The sequence below is a fragment of the Stenotrophomonas sp. OVS01A genome (assembly GCF_019969775.1).
In the GTDB taxonomy this organism is placed as follows: domain Bacteria; phylum Pseudomonadota; class Gammaproteobacteria; order Xanthomonadales; family Xanthomonadaceae; genus Stenotrophomonas; species Stenotrophomonas indicatrix.
Window position 1 is genome coordinate 243,719 of sequence record NZ_JAHXYV010000002.1, and the last position, 19,921, is coordinate 263,639.

19 protein-coding genes are annotated in these 19,921 nt (G+C 67.0%); 9 read left to right on the plus strand and 10 right to left on the minus strand.

Features of this window, described 5'->3' with window-relative positions; translation table 11 throughout:
* The first annotated feature begins 38 nt into the window (after nt 1–38).
* Nucleotides 39–2,423 carry a penicillin-binding protein 1C gene (gene pbpC, locus LC407_RS09940; protein WP_223482757.1) on the plus strand — a complete coding sequence of 795 codons (2,385 nt, stop codon included), beginning with the start codon at nt 39–41 and terminating at the stop codon, nt 2,421–2,423.
* A 273-nt stretch (nt 2,424–2,696) separates the two neighbouring features.
* Here the strand turns inward: pbpC and LC407_RS09945 are convergent, their stop codons facing one another.
* On the minus strand, nt 2,697–3,278 hold the full coding sequence (locus LC407_RS09945; protein WP_033831761.1) for a ferritin-like domain-containing protein: 582 nt from the start codon (nt 3,276–3,278) through the stop codon (nt 2,697–2,699).
* A gap of 30 nt (nt 3,279–3,308) precedes the next feature.
* Nucleotides 3,309–3,791: a peroxiredoxin gene (locus LC407_RS09950; RefSeq protein ID WP_025877032.1), complete on the minus strand. Its 483-nt coding sequence runs from the start codon at nt 3,789–3,791 to the stop codon at nt 3,309–3,311.
* Nucleotides 3,792–4,050: 259 nt separating this feature from the next.
* On the opposite strand from LC407_RS09950, the gene LC407_RS09955 reads away from it, so the two are divergent.
* A complete protein-coding gene (locus LC407_RS09955; protein WP_105164500.1) occupies nt 4,051–4,941 on the plus strand; it encodes a DnaJ C-terminal domain-containing protein in 891 nt (296 codons plus the stop codon).
* 232 nt (nt 4,942–5,173) lie between these two features.
* Here LC407_RS09955 and pilH read toward each other — a convergent pair whose 3' ends face one another.
* Nucleotides 5,174–5,545 (minus strand): twitching motility response regulator PilH, encoded by a 372-nt coding sequence (gene pilH / locus LC407_RS09960; RefSeq protein ID WP_005410644.1) that lies wholly within the window; start codon nt 5,543–5,545, stop codon nt 5,174–5,176.
* An 88-nt stretch (nt 5,546–5,633) separates the two neighbouring features.
* On the minus strand, nt 5,634–6,629 hold the full coding sequence (locus tag LC407_RS09965; protein WP_223482758.1) for a YhdH/YhfP family quinone oxidoreductase: 996 nt from the start codon (nt 6,627–6,629) through the stop codon (nt 5,634–5,636).
* Between the two features lie 152 nt (nt 6,630–6,781).
* Between LC407_RS09965 and hflK the strand changes: the two genes are divergently transcribed.
* The 5 genes from hflK to LC407_RS09990 all read left to right on the plus strand — a co-directional run bounded on the left by hflK (nt 6,782) and on the right by LC407_RS09990 (nt 11,419).
* Nucleotides 6,782–7,918 carry an FtsH protease activity modulator HflK gene (gene hflK / locus LC407_RS09970; protein ID WP_025877038.1) on the plus strand — a complete coding sequence of 379 codons (1,137 nt, stop codon included), beginning with the start codon at nt 6,782–6,784 and terminating at the stop codon, nt 7,916–7,918.
* A complete protein-coding gene (locus tag LC407_RS09975) occupies nt 7,915–8,778 on the plus strand; it encodes a protease modulator HflC (RefSeq protein WP_025877040.1) in 864 nt (287 codons plus the stop codon). Before hflK ends, LC407_RS09975 begins: the two co-directional genes overlap by 4 nt.
* Nucleotides 8,779–8,845: 67 nt before the next feature.
* Nucleotides 8,846–9,031 (plus strand): DUF2065 family protein, encoded by a 186-nt coding sequence (locus LC407_RS09980; protein ID WP_025877042.1) that lies wholly within the window; start codon nt 8,846–8,848, stop codon nt 9,029–9,031.
* 294 nt (nt 9,032–9,325) lie between these two features.
* Nucleotides 9,326–10,618, plus strand: coding sequence for an adenylosuccinate synthase (locus LC407_RS09985; protein ID WP_025877044.1), 1,293 nt, complete (start codon nt 9,326–9,328; stop codon nt 10,616–10,618).
* Between the two features lie 144 nt (nt 10,619–10,762).
* Entirely contained in the window at nt 10,763–11,419 is a 657-nt protein-coding gene (locus LC407_RS09990) for a hypothetical protein (RefSeq protein ID WP_223482759.1), read from the plus strand.
* 30 nt (nt 11,420–11,449) lie between these two features.
* Here LC407_RS09990 and LC407_RS09995 read toward each other — a convergent pair whose 3' ends face one another.
* Together LC407_RS09995 and LC407_RS10000 are read right to left on the minus strand one after the other, a co-directional pair.
* Nucleotides 11,450–12,106, minus strand: a complete 657-nt coding sequence (locus LC407_RS09995) for a M23 family metallopeptidase (protein ID WP_223482760.1) — start codon at nt 12,104–12,106, stop codon at nt 11,450–11,452.
* 4 nt (nt 12,107–12,110) lie between these two features.
* Complete coding sequence (locus LC407_RS10000) at nt 12,111–13,076, minus strand: L,D-transpeptidase family protein (RefSeq protein WP_223482761.1); 966 nt, start codon at nt 13,074–13,076, stop codon at nt 12,111–12,113.
* A gap of 234 nt (nt 13,077–13,310) precedes the next feature.
* On the opposite strand from LC407_RS10000, the gene LC407_RS10005 reads away from it, so the two are divergent.
* A complete protein-coding gene (locus LC407_RS10005; protein ID WP_059064806.1) occupies nt 13,311–15,437 on the plus strand; it encodes a methyl-accepting chemotaxis protein in 2,127 nt (708 codons plus the stop codon).
* Between the two features lie 84 nt (nt 15,438–15,521).
* Here LC407_RS10005 and LC407_RS10010 read toward each other — a convergent pair whose 3' ends face one another.
* Together LC407_RS10010 and LC407_RS10015 are read right to left on the minus strand one after the other, a co-directional pair.
* A complete protein-coding gene (locus LC407_RS10010; protein ID WP_223482762.1) occupies nt 15,522–15,812 on the minus strand; it encodes a hypothetical protein in 291 nt (96 codons plus the stop codon).
* Between the two features lie 14 nt (nt 15,813–15,826).
* Complete coding sequence (locus tag LC407_RS10015) at nt 15,827–16,366, minus strand: hypothetical protein (RefSeq protein WP_140227766.1); 540 nt, start codon at nt 16,364–16,366, stop codon at nt 15,827–15,829.
* Nucleotides 16,367–16,517: 151 nt separating this feature from the next.
* On the opposite strand from LC407_RS10015, the gene LC407_RS10020 reads away from it, so the two are divergent.
* Nucleotides 16,518–17,252 carry an alpha/beta hydrolase gene (locus tag LC407_RS10020; RefSeq protein ID WP_223482763.1) on the plus strand — a complete coding sequence of 245 codons (735 nt, stop codon included), beginning with the start codon at nt 16,518–16,520 and terminating at the stop codon, nt 17,250–17,252.
* On the opposite strand, the gene LC407_RS10025 is transcribed toward LC407_RS10020, so the two are convergent.
* Nucleotides 17,249–17,737, minus strand: coding sequence for a hypothetical protein (locus tag LC407_RS10025; RefSeq protein WP_223482764.1), 489 nt, complete (start codon nt 17,735–17,737; stop codon nt 17,249–17,251). The two genes, LC407_RS10020 and LC407_RS10025, sit on opposite strands and share 4 nt — an antisense overlap.
* Nucleotides 17,738–17,758: 21 nt before the next feature.
* On the minus strand, nt 17,759–19,855 hold the full coding sequence (locus tag LC407_RS10030; protein WP_223482765.1) for a catalase: 2,097 nt from the start codon (nt 19,853–19,855) through the stop codon (nt 17,759–17,761).
* Between the last annotated feature and the right edge of the window lie 66 nt (nt 19,856–19,921).

The following is a 19,921-nucleotide window of genomic DNA, read 5'->3' on the forward strand; positions in this document are numbered from 1 at the left end:
GGCCGCGACGGCGCGGCCCGTCCCACTGGATGCCGTGGATGAAGGTGGGATTGCTGAAAACGCGGCTGCCGCGCCTGCGGCAGCGGCTGCAACCGCTGTGGCCGTGGCTGCGCTGGGGCACGACGGCGTTGCTGGTGCTGCTGCTGGTACTGGATTTCGCCTTCCCTCCGCCGCTACCTCGGCAACGCGACACCAGCACGCTGGTGGTCGCCGCTGACGGCAGCCCGATGCGGGCGTTCGCCGATGCCGAGGGCGTGTGGCGCTATCCGGCGTCGGTCGACAGCGTGTCGCCGCTGTACCTGCAGGCGCTGCTGACCTACGAGGATCGCTGGTTCTGGCAGCACCCGGGCATCAATCCGCTGGCGATCCTGCGTGCCGGTGGGCAGCTGCTGCGAGGTGGCCGCATCGTCTCCGGAGGCTCGACCCTGACCATGCAGGTGGCGCGCATTCTCGATCCGCATACGCGCACGCCCTGGGGCAAGCTGAAGCAGATGCTGCGTGCGGTGCAGCTTGAGGTGCACCTATCCAAGCGCGAGATCCTCGCGTTGTATCTGGAGCGCGCGCCCTACGGTGGCACCATCGAAGGCGTGGAGGCGGCCAGCTGGGCCTACCTCGGTAAGCCGGCCGCGCAGCTTTCGCATGCCGAGGCCGCGTTGCTGGCGGTGCTGCCACAGGCACCCAGCCGTTTGCGCCCGGATCGTCATCCCGAAGCCGCGCAGAAGGCTCGCGACAAGGTACTGGCGCGCATGGCCGAGCTCGGCGCATGGACGCCGGAGGAAGTGGAAGATGCGCGCATCGAGAACGTGGTCGCACGCTCGCTGCGTCCACCACTGCACGCGGCACTGCTGGCCCAGCGCCTGCACTCGGCGCATCCAGGGCAGGCGCGGATCCAGAGCAGCATCGACATCGGCCTGCAGCGCACCCTTGAAGAGCGCGTGGCCAGCTATTTCTCCACGCTGCCCGAGCGCACGTCAGCCGCACTGCTGGTGGTCGACAACCAGACCCTGCAGGCGCGTGCGTATGTCGGCACGCTGTCTTTCGGTGATCGGCAACGGCTGGGCCACGTGGACATGGTGCAGGCCTGGCGCTCGCCGGGCTCCACGCTGAAGCCGTTTCTGTATGCGATGGCACTCGATGATGGCCTGATCCATTCCGAGAGCTTGCTGGTGGATGCGCCGCAGAGCTTCGGCAGCTATCGGCCGGGCAACTTCGACATGGCCTTCAACGGGCCGGTCAGTGCTGCCAGTGCGCTGCGCCTGTCGCTGAACGTGCCGTCGGTCGACCTGCTGCAGCGGGTAGGTGCGGCACGCTTCGCCGCGCGCCTGTCGCACGCCGGTATCCAGTTGCGCTTCCCGCCGGGCAGTTCGCCCAACCTGTCGCTGATCCTCGGCGGCACCGGCGCGCGGCTGGAAGACCTGGTCGGTGCGTTCGCTGCGCTCAACCGCAACGGCATTGCCGGCCGCGTGCGCTACACCGATGACGAACCGATGATCGAGCGGCGGCTGGCTTCGCCCGGTGCCAGCTGGATCGTGCGCGAGATGCTGGAATCGAATCCGCGCCCGGGGTACGGCGTTGGCACGTTCGACGTTGGCGGGCGGCCGCGCGTGGCCTGGAAGACCGGAACCAGCTATGGCTACCGCGATGCGTGGGCGATCGGCAGTACCCGCCACTACACCGTGGGCGTGTGGGTGGGGCGCCCCGATGGCACGCCGTTGCCGGGGCAGTACGGCGCGGTCACCGCCTTGCCGTTGATGTTCGAGGTGGTCGACAGCCTGCCGCGCCAGCGCGGCGATGCGGCGGCCGCGCCGATGCCGGCCAGCGTGACCCAGGCAGACATCTGCTGGCCAACCGGGGAACTGGCCGAAGGGTTGCCAGCGGCACTCTGCCAGCGACGCCTGTCGGCCTATCTGCTGGACGGTGCGGCACCGCCGACGTTCCCCGAACGCGAGGCACGGCGATGGCAGCCTGGCCGCCAACGCTACCTGGCTGACGCGCGCACCGGACTGCGCGTATCGGCTGACTGCAGCGCGCCGCATGAGGAAGTCGCGCGGGAAATCGCGCGATGGCCGGCGCTGTTGTCACCCTGGCTGCCCAAGGCCACCCGCGATGCCTCACAGCTTCCCGCACTATCGCCGGACTGTCGCGATGATGGCCGCGAGGCCAGTGTGGCCCTGCATATCGATGGCCTCAACGAAGGCGCGACGCTGGCGCGTGCACCCAATGCCGAACACGGCGTACGCCTGCAGCTGCGCGCATTGGGCAGCGAACAGGCCGTGGACTGGCTGCTGGATGGTCGATGGATCGCGCAGACGCGCGGTGCGCAGCTGATGCAGCGCGAGTTCTCCGATCCGGGGGCGCATACGTTGACCGCGCTGGCTGCTGACGGCGCCTGGACGCAGGTACGGTTCAACGTGCTGCGGTAGCGCCGGGCCATGCCCGGCGGATGTCACGTGATCGGGCACCAACCCGCCGGGCATGGCCCGGTGGTACCGGTCCACCATGACCCGGTAGTTGCCCACCCTGGTTGGCACGCGCAGACGCCGCCGACCAAGGTGGGCATCTACCAGGGCGTTAGCCGGGCATGGCCCGGTGGTACCGGTCCACCATGACCCGGTAGATGCCAACCTTGGTTGGCACGCGCAGAAGCCGCCCACCAAGGTGGGCGACTACCAGGCGTTCGCTGGCACGGCCCGGCGCTATTCCCCGATCCACCCATCGAGCAGGTCGGCGAACTCGTCGGCGTGCTCCTCCTCCTGCGCCAGGATCTCCTCCAGGATGCGCTTGGTGGTGGTATCGCTGTCGCCGATGAAGTTGATCATCTCGCGGTAGCTGTCGATGGCGATGCGCTCGGCCACCAGATTCTCGCGGACCATGTCGCGCAGGTCGCTGCCTTCCTTGTATTCGGCGTGCGAGCGTGCGGTCAGCGTGTCCGGATTGAGGTCAGGCTCGCCGCCGAGCTGGACGATGCGTTCGGCCAGCTTGCCGGCGTGTGCCTGCTCCTGCTGCGCGTGCTCGAGGAACTCGCCCTTGACCGCATCGGCCAGCATGCCTTTGGCCATGAAGTAGTGTCGGTAGTAGCGCAGCACGCATACATATTCGGTGGCCAGCGCGTCGTTGAGCAGCTTGATCACCACCTTGCGGTCGGCGCTGTAGCTGTCGGTGATCGCTCCGTCCTCGATGTTCTTCCGTGCCCGCTCGCGCAGGGTCTGGCGATCGCTGATGCCAGCGACCTTGGCGGAAGGGGAGGTGTTGCTGGCTTTGGCTGGCTTGTTGGACATGGCTGGCCGGTTTCCTCTGCAGTCAGGGTTTCAGGTGGGCAGGTGATCCAGGACGTAGTCGGCTGACGACACCTCGAACTGGCCGGGCTCCTCGATCCAGGCCGCGCGCACCGTGCCGTCCACCACGTACAGGGCAAAGCGACGCGAACGCGTGCCCATGCCGGATGAACTTGCATCCAGCTCCAGGCCAAGTGCACGGGTCAGTTCGGCATTGCCGTCGGACAACATCAGCAGACCGTCGGGTACGTGCTGGTCGGTGGCCCAGGCCTTCATCACGAACGGGTCGTTGACCGCCACGCAGTAGACATCGATGCCGCGATGGCGGAACGCCTCGAACTTTTCCACGTACCCGGGCAGGTGGCGGGCCGAGCAGGTGGGGGTGAACGCACCGGGCACGGCGAACAGCACCACCTTGCGCCCGTCGAACAGGGCGTGGGTATCGAGGGTCTCGATGCCTTCGCGGATGCGCTTGAGGGTGACTTCCGGAATACGGTCGCCGACATGGATGGTCATGGGAACTCCTTGCTGGGTGAGGGTAGGGGCCAGGAGGGGACGGACGCGTCAAGACATTGGAAAACCCATGTATACACCCCATCTCCGTCGTCCGCGGCGGGCGGTCAGCCACAGCATGGCGCCGGGCGATGGCAGGCGCATTGCGCTGGATCAGTCGGCCTCACCGTTGCCGCACGACCGGCGGCGTAGCATCGCCGGCGCGTAGAATGAACCCGGGGCGGCGCCCACCGGCGCGGCCGAAGCGAATCGAGGTAGCTGGATGGAATTCAAGGATTATTACGCCACCCTGGGGGTGGAACCGAGCGCGGGCGAGGCGGAGATCAAGACCGCCTATCGCCGGCTGGCACGCAAGTACCACCCGGACGTCAGCAAGGAGGCCGGGGCCGAGGACAAGTTCAAGGCCATCAACGAGGCCTACGAGGCGTTGCGCGATCCCGAGAAGCGCGCGGCCTATGACCAGTTGCGTGCGCAGGGCTATCGTCCGGGCGAGGAATTCAACGTGCCGCCGAACTACGGCGGTGGCGGTTTCAATTTCGAGGAAGTGTTCGGCGGCGGTGGCCCCAACGGTGGTTTCAGCGACTTCTTCGAGAGCCTGTTCGCGCGCCAGCGCGGCGGCCAGGGTGCAGGCCCGGGCCCGGGCTTCAGCAGCCATGGCCATGCGCCCAACCGCGATACCCGGGCCAAGCTGTCGGTACCGCTGGAGGCGGCCTACAGCGGCGACAGCCTGCGCATCACCGTCAACGGCAAGCAGCTGGACGTGCGCGTGCCCAAGGGCATCCGTCCCGGGCAGGTGATCCGCCTGGCCGGGCAGGGCAATCACGGCGGCAACCTGCTGCTGGAAGTGGAGTACGCCGCGCATCCGCAGTTCGAGGTCGACGGCCGCAACATCCTGTACACGCTGCCGGTCACCCCGTGGCAGGCCGCGTTGGGCACCAGCATCAGCGTGCCGACCCTGGGCGGCGCGGTGGAACTGAAGATTCCGGCCGATTCCGACGCCGGTCGCAAGCTGCGGCTGCGTGGGCGCGGCCTGCCGGGCAGCCCGGAGGGCGACCAGATCGTCGAGCTGGAGATTGTCGCCCCGGCGGCGACGGACGACGCGCAGAAGAAGGCCTATCGGAATCTGGCCAAGGCGTTTGGCGAAACGATCTGAAATTCGCTTCGGTGGGTGCGGACCTCGGTCCCCACGCCTTGCGGTAGTGCCGGCCGCTGGCCGGCAGAGGCGTGCCAACCAAGGTTGGCATCTACCGGAGCGGTGGGTCAGCCTTGACCGGCACCTGTTGCGGTAGTGCCGGCCGCTGGCCGGCAGAGGTGTGCCAACCAAGGTTGGCACCTACCAGAGCAAAGGCGTGCCAACCAAGGTTGGCATCTACCGGAGCGGTGGGTCAGCCTTGACCGGCGAACACCCGCTCCAGCACTTCGGACAGTTCGTCTTCCGAGAACGGCTTGGTGATGTAGGCCTTGGCGCCCTGGCGCATGCCCCACATGCGGTCGGTGTCCTGGTCCTTGGTGGTCACCAGGATCACCGGAATATGCCGGGTCGCCTCATCGCGGGCGAGCGTGCGGGTCGCCTGGAAGCCATTGAGGTTGGGCATCACCACGTCCATCAGCACCAGGTCGGGCAGCTCGGCCTTGGCGGTCTCCACCCCGGCCGCACCATCGGTGGCGGTCAGGATCTGGTGCCCGAGCTTCTCGACGATGCGCTGTATCCCCAACAGCTGCGACGGTGAGTCGTCGACGATCAGAATGCGTGCCATGTTGTTCCCCATGTGATGCCGGAAGTGTAGTGCCGGCATCCTGTTGGCGGGAGGGCGACAGCTGCCGTCCGTCGCCTGCCTGCGACGTTCAGTCGATCCGCACCACCGTGCGGCCAAGCGAGCCGCCCGCCAGCATGCGATCGAACACCGCAGGCAGACCGTCCAGACCGACTTCGGCGGTGCAGATGCGATCCAGGTGCTGTGGTTTCCACGCGTCACCCAAGCGTGCCCACACTTCTTCGCGCAGCGCGCGCGGGGCATTGGCCGACGAAACGCCGAGCAGCGAGACACCGCGCAGGATGAAGGGCATTACGGTCATGTCCAGCGTCGGGCTGGCGGCCAGTCCCGCACTGACCACGCTGCCGTAAGGCACGGTCTGGGCCAGCAGACTGGCCAGCATCGGCCCGCCGGCGTTGTCCAGGCCACCGCCGAAACGTGCCGACTGCAGCGGACCGGTGTCGGCAAGGGCATCACGCGGCAGCACCTCGGCAGCACCGATACCGCGCAGGAAGTCGCTCTGTTCCGGTTTGCCGCTGATCGCGTGCACGGCATAGCCGGCGCGGCTGAAGATGTCCACGGCCAGAGCCCCGACCCCACCGCTGGCGCCGGTAACCGCCAGTGGCCCAAGCGCGGGCGTCTGCCGGTTGTCCTGCAGGCGCAGCAGCGCCAGCGCGGCGGTGAAGCCGGCGGTGCCCAGTACCATCGCCTCGCGTGGGCTCAAGCCCGCCGGCTGGGCGATGACCGCGCTCGATTCCAGTCGCACGTACTGGCTGTAGCCGCCATCACGGGTTTCGCTGAGGCCACAGCCGGTGGCCAGTACCGCATCGCCCTCGCGCCAGGCCGGATCGGTGGAGGCGACCACCGTGCCGGCCACGTCGATCCCGCCCACCAGCGGGAAGCGGCGCAGGATGCGGCCTTTGCCGGTGCCGGCCAGGGCATCCTTGTAGTTGACCGAGGACCAGTGGGCGCGGATCAGCACCTGGCCGGGGTTGAGGTCGTCCAGACGCAGCGGGACCAGGCCGCTGCGGTAGCCGGCGTCGTCTTTTTCGATGCGGAAGGCGGTGAACGGGGTGGTGGGGGGCATCGGCGTTGCCTGACTTCGAGGAAAACGCCACCTTACCCGCTCCGGCCCCTTTCAATCCTGCCGGTCCGCCCCATCTTGTATGATCGGTAGTGGTTAACGGCTGGCGTTGCGGGAAGGGCCCGCGTCGCAGCCCACATCTTGATGGAGCGTGCATGGCCTGGAATACACCCGGCGGCAACAAGGGCGGACAAGGCCCCGAGGACAATCGACGCGGGCCGTTCGGGTCGCGCGGCGGTGGCAATGGTGGCGGCTGGGGCGGATTGCCCGGACCGCTGAAGGACCTGTTCGACGGCGGCATCCTGCGTTGGGTGGTGGCGGCAGTGGTCCTGCTGGTGCTGTTCTCCAGCTTCCAGCTGATCGGCGAACAGCAGCGTGGCGTGGTGCTGCGCTTCGGCCAGTTCTCGCGCGTCCTGACCCCCGGCCCGAACTTCAAGTTGCCCTGGCCGATCGAATCGGTCACCAAGGTCAACGCCACCGAGATCAAGACCTTCTCGATCCAGGTGCCGGTGCTGACCCGCGATGAGAACATCGTCAATGTCTCGTTGAACGTCCAGTACCGCATCGATGACCCGCAGCAGTATCTGTTCGGCACCGTTGATGCCAACCAGGTGCTGGAACAGTCGGCGCAGAGCGCGGTGCGCGAGGAAGTCGGTCGCGCCGACCTCAACGCCGTATTGAACAACCGTGGCCCGCTGGCCGTGGCCGCCGAAGAGCGCCTGCAGACATTGCTGCGTGCCTTCAAGACCGGTCTGACCGTGACCGGCCTGACCCTGCAGGACGCCCGTCCGCCGGAGGAGGTCAAGCCGGCCTTCGACGAGGTCAACGGTGCCCAGCAGGTCAAGGAGCGCCTGATCAACGAAGCCCAGGCCTATGCGGCCAAGGTCGTGCCTGAAGCGCGCGGCCAGGCCTCGCGTGCCCGTACCACCGCCGAGGGCTACAAGCAGGCCGTGGTGTCCAAGGCCGAGGGTGATGGTCAGCGCTTCAGCCTGCTGCAGGCCCAGTACAAGGACGCACCGGAAGTCACCCGCAAGCGCCTGTGGCTGGAAACGGTGCAGCAGGTGCTGAGCGAGAACCGCAAGGTCATTGGTGGCGATGGCCGCCAGCTGATCTACGTGCCGATGACCGGTGATACCCGTGCCAGCACCTCGGCACCGGCGCCGGTTCCGAACCCCGATGTGGTGATGCCGTCGCTGCCGGGTACCACCGCAGTGGAAGCTTCCCGTGATCCGGGCCGGCCGGTGGGCCGCCCGACCGGGCGTTCGAGCGGCCGTGAGGAGGGCAGCCGATGAGAAATTCAATCTGGATCGCCGTTGTCGTAGCGGTGCTGCTGGGCCTGCTCGGCTCGGTGTACGTGGTCCGTGAGGACCAGACCGCCATGGTCCTGAACCTGGGCAAGGTGGTGCGTTCGGACATCAAGCCGGGCCTGCACTTCAAGCTGCCGGTGGTGGAAACGGTGCGGGTGTTCGACCGCCGCTTCCAGGTGCTGGACACCGCGCCCGCCCGTTACTTCACGGCCGAGCAGAAGGACGTCAGCGTCGACTTCTTCGCCATCGGTTACATCTCCAACGTGGGTGATTACTTCCGTGCCACCGGTGGCGATCCGCGTATCGCCAACGCCCGCCTGGCACCGATCATCACCGACTCGCTGCGTAACCAGATCAACTCGCGCACCCTGCAGCAGCTGGTCTCCGGCGACCGCAGCGAGCTGATCGCCGAGCAGCTGAAGGGCATCAACGAAGCCGTTGCCGGGCTGGGCATGCAGATGATCGACCTGCGCATCAAGCAGGTGGACCTGCCCACCGACAGCCAGGTGATCAATGACGTGTACGAGCGCATGCGCGCCCAGCGCAAGCAGGAAGCCGCCAAGCTGCGCGCCGAAGGCGAGGAGCAGTCGCTGACCATCCGCGCCCAGGCCGACCGTGACAGCACCGTGCTGATCGCAGAAGCCGAACGCGATGCCCAGCGCCTGCGTGGTGAAGGCGATGCCGAGGCCGCACGCATCTACGGCAAGGCCGGTTCGGCTGACCCGTCGTTCTACGCGTTCTACCGCAGCCTCGAGGCCTACCGCGGCTCGATGACCGACGGCAACGGCGTGATCGTGCTGGACAAGAACGACCCGTTCCTGCAGTACCTCAAGAACGATCGCTGAGTCCGCACGGCAGTACCTCACGGGGCCCGGCCATACGCCGGGCCTCGTGCTTTTCCGGAGTTCCCCCATGAAAGATCTGTTCGCCGCCGTCTGTCTGGTCGCGGTGCTGGAAGGCCTGTTGCTGTTCGTGGCCCCCGTGGCCTGGAAGCGCATGGCCGAACGCCTGCTGGACCTGCCCAGCCCGGCCCTGCGCAGCTTCGGTGGCCTGGTCCTGCTGGCCGGGTTGAGCCTGCTGTGGTGGGTACGGCATTAGAAGGGTGGTGCCGGCCGCTGGCCGGCAACCTGGGACTGCCGGCCAGCGGCCGGCACTACCGGGGCGGGGTGGCTGACCGGCTGGTGAAGCCGCCCGTCGGAAAGGTGGCACCGGACCCCGGAAACCCGGATAATGCACAAAAGCCGGACGGGCCTCCCCGTTCGGCTTTTTCCGTGTCTGGGCCTTCCATCGCCGGCCGCTCCCCGTTTGGAGCCGCCACCCAAGCGCTGGCCAGCCCCGCTGCGGTTTACCCGTCCGCGGCCCCGATGGCCGCAACAAATAGAGGAACCCGTCATGGGTCAGTCTGTCGTAGTGCTTGGTGCCCAGTGGGGCGATGAAGGCAAGGGCAAGATCGTCGATCTGCTCACTGAGGAAATCGGCGCCGTCGTGCGCTTCCAGGGCGGCCACAATGCCGGCCACACCCTGGTCATCAACGGCAAGAAGACCGTCCTGCACCTGATCCCGTCGGGCATCCTGCGTGACGATGCGCTGTGCCTGATCGGCAACGGCGTGGTGATCTCGCCGGCCGCGCTGCAGAAGGAAATCGCCGAGCTGGAAACCTCCGGTGTGGAAGTGCGTTCGCGCCTGAAGATCTCCCCGGCCGCGCCGCTGATCATGCCGTACCACATCGCCCTGGACCAAGCGCGCGAACGCGCTGCCGGCGGCAAGGCGATCGGCACCACCGGTCGTGGCATCGGCCCGGCCTACGAAGACAAGGTGGCGCGTCGCGGCATCCGCATCGCCGACCTGCATTATCCGAAGCAGCTGGAAGAACTCCTGCGCACCGCGCTGGATTACCACAACTTCGTGCTGACCAAGTACCTGAACACCGACGCGGTCGATTTCCAGAAGACCTTCGACGAGGCGCTGGCCTTCGGCGAGTACGTGCAGCCGATGAAGTCGGACGTTGCCGGCATCCTGCATGACCTGCGCAAGCAGGGTAAGCGCGTGCTGTTCGAAGGTGCGCAGGGCGCGCTGCTGGACATCGACCACGGTACCTACCCGTACGTCACCAGCTCCAACACCACCGTCGGTGGTGCGCTGGCCGGTGCCGGCGTCGGCGCCGATGCGATCGACTACGTGCTGGGCATTGCCAAGGCCTACGCGACCCGCGTTGGCGGCGGCCCGTTCCCGACCGAGCTGGACGATGAAATCGGCCAGGGCATCCGCGACCGCGGCGCCGAATACGGTGCCTCGACCGGCCGCCCGCGTCGCTGCGGCTGGATGGACATCGTCGCGCTGAAGCGCGCCGTGGCCATCAATGGCATCAGCGGCCTGTGCATCACCAAGCTGGACGTGCTGGACGGCATGGAAAAGCTGAAGGTCTGCATCGCCTACGAATACAACGGCAAGCGTACCGAGTACGCGCCGCTGGACGCGCAGGGCTGGGAAGAGTGCACCCCGGTGTACCTGGAGTTCCCGGGCTGGACCGAAAACACCCACGGCATCACCAACTGGGACGACCTGCCGCCGGCCGCACGCGCCTACCTGCGTTCGCTGGAAGAGCTGGCCGGCTGCCCGATCAGCATCGTCTCCACCGGCCCGGACCGCGACCACACCATGGTCCTGCAGGATCCGTTCGCCTGAGCGATGCGGCGATGCCAGACGCTGCCTGGCAACGCTGCCGCACCGGTAGCGCCGGGCCATGCCCGGCGTCGCTGAAAGAAGAAGCCCCGCGAAAGCGGGGCTTTTTCGTTAGTGTGTACGCAATGCCAGCAGGGAAGCGGATCGATGACCGGCGATGTCAGCGCGAAAGAGACGCGGGTGCTGCGGATCACCCTGTGGGTGTTCTGGGGCCTGTGGGCAGTCGCCTGTGTGGTGTTGGCGGTGGGCGCCGTGGCCAACCACCTGGCGTCACGCACGCAGACCCTGCCGCTGGTGCTGAGCCCCGGTGCGAGCGCGGAGATCACGGTCTACCGCTTCATTGATGATCGTCTGCGGTTGCGGCTGCGTTACCCGCCCAACGCCGCCGACCCAACCCTCGACCCCGACGTGCTGATGCGTGTCGACACCCCCAACGAGCATGCGGACTTCCGTGCGGGCGTGCGTTCTGGCCCAGCCGGAACGGATGTTGTGCGCAGGCTGGAAACCGTTGAAACGGCTGTTTTTACCGCCGCGTACTTCGGCTATGGCCGCGGTGATTCATTGCCCCGTGGCCGCTCCTGGCTGCGGGTGACCGTGCTGGAAGTGGAGCCGGCGCTGGCCGGCAGGCCGGCAACGATCGAAGTGCAGCCGCCGTTGGATCTTCTGAAACTGACCGACCTCGATTACCTCTGGCTGTGGCCGTTCTTCTTCCGGAAACTGGCAGCGCTGCTGCTGCTGGTTCCAGGCATCGCACTGGTGATCTTCACCATCGCGCTGCGCAGGCAGCGTCCACGCACTGCCTAGCCGCCACGACCAGACCGTGCGGGTTGCGACTTAATCCCCTCCGTCCCCTTTTTTCAGCAATGGATAGGGATTGATCGACTCGCCCTTCCACCATTGCTTCTCCGGGCCCAGCACGTGCACTTCGAAATGCAGGTGCGGGGCTTCGGGGTTGGCGTTGCCGGTGCTGCCGACGTAGCCGATCACGTCGCCGCGCTTGATGGTCTGCTTCTCCGCCAGGCCGTCGGCGTAGCGCTGCAGGTGTGCGTAGTAGTAGCACCAGCGGCCGCTGGGTTCGAACTGGTAGACGGTCAGGCCGCCGCGCTCGCTGTCGAACAGCTTCTCGACATGGCCATCGGCCACCGCCAGTACCGGTGTGCCGGCAGCAGCCATGATGTCGATCGCATCGTGCACGCGGCCTTCGCTGCGTGCGTCGGTGAAGGTGTCCTGCAGTTGCGAGGGCGTGATGCCCTGTACCGGCAGCAGCAGGCCGGAGGGTGTGTCGCCCGTTGCTGCTGGGGCGGGCGCAGCGATTGCCGTTGTCGCCTGCTCCACGGGTACGGCACGGGCGCTGTCGGCTGCAGCGGAGGTCTGCGCCACTGCAAGGGGGCGGGCACCCGTGTCATCGGACGGCTCGCCATCACGCTGCAGCCACCATCCGGCTGCCACGCCCATCACCAGCCCCAGTACGATCAGTTGCGCTAGTCGCATCCGCTCACTCCTGCATGACGACCGGTACCGACGTATCCACGGCTGCAGCCACGCGCAGCGCATCCCAGTTGGTCATGCGCACGCAGCCGTGCGATTCGGTCTTGCCGACATGGCCGGGCACCGGCGTACCGTGCAGGCCGTAATGGGGTTTGGACAGGTCGATCCAGACCCGGCCGACCGGATTGTTCGGGCCGGGCGGAATCGTGGCCTTGCGATCGCCCTTCCTGGCATCCCAGAACAGCTTCGGGTTGTAGTGGAATGGCGGATCCGGGTAGACGCCGAGGATCTTCCACTCTCCGATCGGCAGCGGGTCGTGCTCGCTGCCCGACGATACCGGTACCTGCGCGATCACCTTGCCCTGCGCGTCCAGCAGCTGCAGGGTGGAGTCGGATTTGTCGACCACCAGTTTGGCGGCCTTGGGCAATGCAGCGGGCGCAATGTTGGGCACCTGGATGCGGCTGCCGGCTTTGCTCAGATCCACACCGGGATTGAGCGCCTTCAGCAGCTCCGGTGCGGCATGGAAGCGCTCGCCCAGCGATTCCTCCACGCTGCTGAAGCCCAGTGCCTTCAGCTTGGCCTGGTCGGCGGGCTTTTTGGGAACCGCAACGAACGGACCGGCCACGTCCTCTGTGGTCAGCGTGTAGCTGGCAAGGGGGCCGACCGAGTCGGCCTGCAGGGCCTTCCAGGTGGCGTCGTCCAGTTCGCCGCTGACCGTCAGCCCGTGCGCTGCCTGGAAGCCGGACACCGCGCGGCGTTGATTGCTGCCCACTTCGCCATCGATCTCGCCCGGAGAAAAATTGGCGCGGTCCAGAAGTACCTGGGCGTGCAGGGGCGAGTGCGCCGCCGTGTCAGGGCCGGCCTTTTCGGCGATGGGTGCTGGCAGGCCGGCGGGCGGGGGCGTCTGCGCAAAGGCGGGCGACATCAGCAGCGACAGGGCGAGCAGGGCGGGGCGGCATACGGGCATGGGCATCTCCAGGCAGATCACGCCTCCACCCTGCCCGTAGACGCTGCGCAGCCGCCGTGAAAGAAAACTGATGCCAGCATGAGCGGTGGGGCCGCGCCGCCGGGCCATCCTCCCGCGGCAGAAGCGGGAGGCCGGGTCTCACCAAGGTGAACGGCTTCCGACGCAGTAGAGCGGGAGGCGATCAAGATTCCCGGCTGGCGGGCCGATATGGGCGCATCCCCCCCGTTTTGGATTCACCCCATGAACTACTTGAGGAACGTCAGGGTCGCCTGGCGTCTTGGGCTTGGCTTTGGCCTGTTGTTGCTGCTGGTTGCCGCCGTGGTCGCTACCGGTGCCACCGCCACGATGGTGCAGAAGCGCGCGATGGAGCAGGTGGTCGAGGTTGGCGTAGCCAAGGTGCGGCTGCTGTCGGAGATGCTCGATGCCAACAACCAGATGATGGTCGTGCGCCGCGAGATGCTGATCCGCCAGGGCGAAGACCGTGCCAACGACGAGCAGCGCATCGCCGCTCTGGTCAAGCGCTACGAGGCCAGTTGGACGGCCTACCAGGCCCTGCCCGGCGATGCCGAAGGCAAGGTGATCGGCGAGACCATCGCCGCCAAGCGCGCGATCGCCCGTCCGCTCAACAAGCAGACCAGCGAACTGATGGAACAGGGCGATTTCCCCGGCGCCGTGGCGCTGACCCTGGGCCCGGTGCAGGAAGCGGCCAATGGCTGGAACAAGGCACTGGCCGATGGCGTGGCCTATGAAGAAAAGGAAAGCCGCGAGGCCGCTGCCGAGGCGATCCGCCTGGGCGAGCGCAGCCTGCTGCAGCTGCTGGTGCTGGGTGGCGTGGCGCTGCTGGCAGGCATCGCCGCATCGGTGCTGATCGGTCGCAGCATGACCGGCCCGCTGGCGCGTGCAGTGCAGCTGGCCGAGCGCCTGTCCAAGGGTGAACTGGACCAGGAATTCCGCCTGGGTGGCCGTGACGAGCTGACCCAGCTCGGCGAGGCCATGGCCAGCGTGCGCCAGAGCGTGCAGGCCGCCATCGGCGCGCAGCTGCAGATGGCCGAGCAGCATGAAGCCGGCGCGATCCGTTACCGGATGGACGCCAGCGCGTTCCCCGGCGACTTCGGTCGCATGGTGCAGGCTACCAACCACCTGGTCGAATCACACGTGCAGGTGCAGCTGCTGATGGCCGAGGTGATGCAGCGCTATGCCATCGGCGACCTCAGCCGCGATCTGCCCGAGTACCCGGGTGAGAAGGGCACGCTGACCCGCACCCTGGCGGCGGTGAAGCAGAGCCTGATGGCGATCAACGCGCAGATCGATGAACTGGCCCGTGCCGCGCGCGCTGGCGATTTCAGCGTGCGTGGCGACGCTGCGGCATTCCAGTACCAGTTCCAGGCGATGGTGAACCACCTCAACGGCATGATGGCCAGTTCGCAGGCCAGCATCGCCGATGTCTCCGACGTGCTGCGGGCCATCTCGCATGGCAACCTCACCGCGCGCATGGAGGGCGAGTACGAGGGCGTGTTCGCGCGCATGCGTGACGATGCCAATGCCACCACCACGCAGCTGACCGGTATCGTGCGGGGTATCCAGGTGGCCGCCGACAGCATCAACAACGCGGCACAGGAACTGGCGGCCGGCAACAACGATCTGTCGCGCCGTACCGAACAACAGGCCGCGAATCTGGAAGAGGCTGCCGCCTCGATGGAAGAGCTGACCTCGACCGTGCGCCAGAACGCCGAGCTGGCACGCCAGGCCGACAGCGAAGCGCATGCGGCCGGCGTTGCCGTGCGCGAGACCGAGCAGGCCATGGCGCAGATGGCCACGGTGATGGGCGAGATCGACCAGTCTTCGGCGCGCATTTCGGAAATCTCCACGGTGATCGATGGCATCGCCTTCCAGACCAACATCCTGGCGCTGAACGCTGCAGTGGAAGCGGCGCGTGCCGGCGAACAGGGCCGCGGCTTTGCGGTGGTGGCCAGCGAAGTGCGTACGCTGGCACAGCGTGCCGGTGTCGCTGCCAAGGAGATCAAGGAGTTGATCGAGGACGCCGCTGCCAAGGTGCAGAGTGGTCTGGCCGTGACCGTGGAATCGGAAGCCGCCATTGCCCGCGTGGCCCAGGCGAGCTCGCGTACCACCCAGCTGATGAGCGACATCGCCGCCGCCAGCAAGGAACAGGCGGCCGGCATCGAGCAGGTCAACCAGGTGGTGGTGCAGATGGACCAGGTAACCCAGCAGAACGCCGCGCTGGTGGAAGAGGCGACCGCTGCCAGCCGCGCGCTGGAAGAGCAGGCGCATGCGCTGACCACGTCGGTGTCGGTGTTCCAGCTGGAGCAGGGAGCGCGCATGCCCATCGTGCCTGCACGCGCGGCGTAAGCCAACGGCAGCGCGATGTTGGATGGCGCCCTGCATGCGATGACCCGCATGCAGGGCGTCGATGCACGCAACGGTTGAGTTCCGCTAGCGCCCGCGTGCCGAGCGTTCGATCAACCAACCGGCCGCGTACAGCAACAGCAGGGTTGGCGGAACCAGCACCGCATACGCGGTCGACCAGGGCATGCCGTACAACAGGCTGCCTGCGCCGATGGCATCAAGCGCGGCGGACTGCAGGGTGATGGGGAGTGCCATCAGGATGTAGGTACCCTTCGGGTCGGCGTCTGTCTGCGCGCCGTGGACCAGCCACGCGGTCAACAGCAGGTAGACCACGCACAGCGCAAGGCCTGTCCAGCTCAGCAGTCGTCGCATCTTCATCTGCAGGCCTCCTGTCAACGGACGTCGAAGCGGGCCTGCAGGGGCAGGCTTACATTCCGCAACAGATCCCTGACCACCACCTGCGCGGTCCACGTGCCCTTCGGGTCACTTGCCTCGGCGACGAACTTCAGCTGCACACTGGTCATGTACAGCAGGGTTGGCGGGCCGGGCAGGGCGGCAGTGAAGCAGGGAACATCGCGTTCGTCGACACTGGTACTGCCGTCCGGGCGAAGCATGCGCAGATCGCAGTGCACCTTGGGTACGCGGTTCTCATCCAGTTGCGGGTTGGACAGGAATGTCAGCAGGAACAATTCTCCGCCCAGGTGGACTTCGCTGGCCTCGGTAAAGCTGGGAGTGCTCTCCGGTGGAGTTTCCCACTTGGCCCGCCAGTCGGCGTCGGAGGTGACCAGCAGGGATGCCGCAAAGCCATCGCTGGATTTCATGGCATCGGTCTGCGGCACCGCCTTGCCGTCGCCATTTATCCAGCCATCGCTGGCAAAGGTGGTCAGTGGCAGCATCAGGGCCATCATGGCCAGTGCGTAGGTCCCTCGCATCAACGCTCTCCTTGGTAGCCGCATCCTGCGGCGGAGCCGGCAGTATCGCGCAACCTTGGCCGGCACAGCAGAGGGAGAGCCAGGAAGAGGTTCCTTCGCCTGCCGATCCGGGCGATGCTTGCCAGCAAAGGAGCTGGCATGGGAACGGGACGTGAGGAAAAAACAGGGCTGTGATGCCGCGTCGGCCGCGCCGCTGCACGTACTGATGCTGCCAGGCCTGGATGGCACCGGCAGCATGTCGACCCCGTTACTGTCCGCACTGCAGGCTCATGGGCTGACGACGCAGGCGATCGCGCTGCCTGCGCAGGGCGGGCAGGATTACGCCACGCTTGCCAGATGGCTGTGGCCGCAGCTGCCCCGCCACCCCTTCATCCTGCTTGCCGAGTCCTTCTCGGGGCCGTTGGCGGTCGAGCTGGCCGCGCGCCAGCCCGCAGCGCTGCGCGGACTGATGCTGGCCGCGACCTTTGCGCGCCGGCCCGTGCCATTGCCGGCGGCCGGCGCGGCACTGCTGTCACCGGCCTGGCCGGTGCCTCCCGTGGCGATGCTGGCGCGCCTGCTGCTGGGGCGGTGGCGCACCGGCGAGCACATGTCGATGCTGCGCGCTGCGTTGGCTCAGGTTCCAGCGACCACGTTGCGGCAGCGCGCCGCAGCGACCCTGCGGGTGGACGTACGCGCATTGATGCCGCAGATCGGGGTGCCGACGCTGTGCCTGCAGGCGGGTCATGACCGGCTGCTGTGGCCACCGAGCGTAGCCGAGCTGCAGACCCTGCTGCCGGACGCGCGGCACGTGGCCCTGGACGGGCCGCATCTGCTGCTACAGGCCTGTGCCGAACCGGCCGCCGCGGTGGTGGCCGGTTGGGTGAGGGCGCTGCCCGCTACCGGCTAACTGCCGGCGCGGGTGCGTGCGGCCTTCTTCGCCGCGGTCCTGCGTACCGCCTTTTTTGCTGCACGGGTCTTCGCGGCCTTCTTCGCTGCGGTGCTGCGTGAGGCGCTCTTCTGCGTTGCCTTCCCGGCGGCTGCCTTCTTTGCAGGGACCTTCGCAGGGGCCTTCTTCACCGCCTTCTTTGCAGCAGTCTTCCTGGTGGCGGCCTTCTTCGCAGGCATCTTCTTCGCAGCGGTCTTCTTCGCCACCTTCTTTGCAGTCGCCTTGCTTGCGGAAGCCTTCTTCGCCGTTGTCTTTCTGGCCACCTTCTTCGTTGCCTTGCGCGCGCTGCCGCTGCGCTTGCCACCACCATCCTGCTTGTTCACGGTGGCCCAGGCGATGCGCTCGGCGGTGCCTTCACTGGCACCGCGTTCGCGCTGACTCTCTTCGATATGCTCGGCCTGGTGCTTCTGCTTGTCGGTATAGGCGGATTTGTCACCACGGGGCATGGGGATTCTCCTGTTGGATGGTCAGGCCAGCAGGCGCAGCTTCGGCTCGCGTGCCCACTGGCGGGTGGCGGCAGCGTCGAGGAAGGCCTTGCTGTCTTCGGCCTCCACGGTGCCGGCATCGTTGCCGACGCGCGCTGCCTTCAACAGGGCCTGTGCGCCTTCGTCACTGGCGATGGCTTTCAGGTGCGCCCAGGCATCGCTGACAAAGCCCACGGCTGCCGCTTCCTTGGCCAAGGCCTTGCCGGCGTCGGCACTCAGCACGACCGCCACTGCGTCGAACACCACCGACGGGGTACCGGCCAGCTGTCCATCGGCGGCCTGCGTTTTGCCGTCGCTGAGCGTGGCACCGCCAATTTTCGGCGCGACCAGCTTGACGCTGGCGCCGGCCTTTTCGGCGGCCTTGCGCAGAGTGGCGATCACCCGTGCGTCGGAGCCCTCGTCGAACAGGATGCCGATGCAGCGCCCCTGCAGCAGGGGCTTGTTGCGGCCGATCACGCGGACCTCGGGTGCGGCGGGCAGGTCCTGTGCAGGGGTTGCCGTCGGTGCCGGGGCGGGCAGGGTGCCTAGGGCCAGCCCGTCGGCCACGCGCTTGGCCAGGCCTTCGTCGATGTTGCGCAGATGACTGACGGTGCGCACGCGCACCTTCTCCGTTTCCACCTTCGACAGCTCGAACACCAGCGCCGAGGCCAGGTGCGCCTGTTCCGGTTTTTCCAGGCTGCGGAAGAACATCCGCGCCTGGCTGTAGTGGTCGGCAAAGCTCTCCGCGCGGGTGCGGCCCTTGCGCCCATCATCGGCGCTGGCGTGGCTGCGGAAACCGGCGGGCGTCTCGCGCGGGCTGTCTTCCTGCAGCGAACTGGGGTCGTAGGCCACGCGCCCCTTCGGCACCTGCATCTGCATGTGGCCATCGCGCTGATGGTTGGCGAACGGGCACTTCGGTGCGTTGATCGGAATCTGGTTGAAGTTCGGTCCGCCCAGGCGGATCAGCTGGGTATCCAGATAGGAGAACAGCCGCCCCTGCAGCAGCGGGTCATTGCTGAAATCGATGCCCGGCGGCACGTTGGCCGGGCAGAAGGCGACCTGCTCGGTCTCGGCGAAGAAATTGTCCGGCCAGCGGTCCAGCACCATGCGTCCGATCACCTGCAGCGGCACCAGCGACTCGGGGATGATCTTGGTCGGGTCCAGGTGGTCGAACGGGAAGCCATCGGCCTGTTCTTCGGTGAACAGCTGCACGGCCAGCTCCCACTCGGGGAAGTCGCCGCGCTGGATCGCCTCGAACAGGTCGCGGCGGTGGAAATCGTTGTCGGCGGCCTGCAGCTTCAGCGCCTCGTCCCAGACGGTGGACTGCAGCCCCAGCTTCGGCCGCCAGTGGAACTTGACGAAGGTGGAATTCCCTTCCTCATCCAGCAGGCGGAAGCTGTGGATGCCGAAGCCTTCGATGGTGCGCAGCGAGCGCGGAATCGTGCGGTCGCTCATCGCCCACATGATCATGTGCATCGATTCGGGCATCAGCGAGACGAAATCCCAGAACGTGTCGTGTGCGCTGGCCGCCTGCGGGAAGGCGCGGTCCGGTTCCATCTTCACCGCATGGATCAGGTCGGGGAACTTGATCGCGTCCTGGATGAAGAACACCGGAATGTTGTTGCCGACCAGGTCCCAGTTGCCTTCCCTGGTGTAGAACTTCACCGCGAAGCCGCGCACGTCGCGCGGGGTGTCGACCGAGCCGGCGCCGCCGGCAACCGTGGAGAAGCGGGTGAACACCGGCGTCTTCACCCCGACCTCGGTGAGGATCTTCGCCCGGGTCACCTTGCCCAGCGAGCGGGTCAGTTCGAAGAAGCCGTGGGCGGCCGAACCGCGTGCATGGACGATGCGCTCGGGAATACGCTCGTGGTCGAAGTGGGTGATCTTCTCGCGCAGCAGGAAGTCTTCCAGCAGGGTGGGTCCACGCGGTCCCTGGCGCAGGGAGTTCTGGTTGTCTGCAACCGGAATGCCCTGGTTGCTGGTCAGTACCGGATGGGCGCCTCCTGCGAGCTGATGCAGTTCATCGCCCTGGCCGCGGCTGTCACGGTCGGCGGAGGTGGTGGCGGGAGCGCGCTTGCCGGTCGGCTTGCTGGCGGCCATGGAGGATCTCCTGGAGCGGGTAGGGGGCAGACTCCAGACAGTGGCGCCGCCGGCGTTAATGCACGG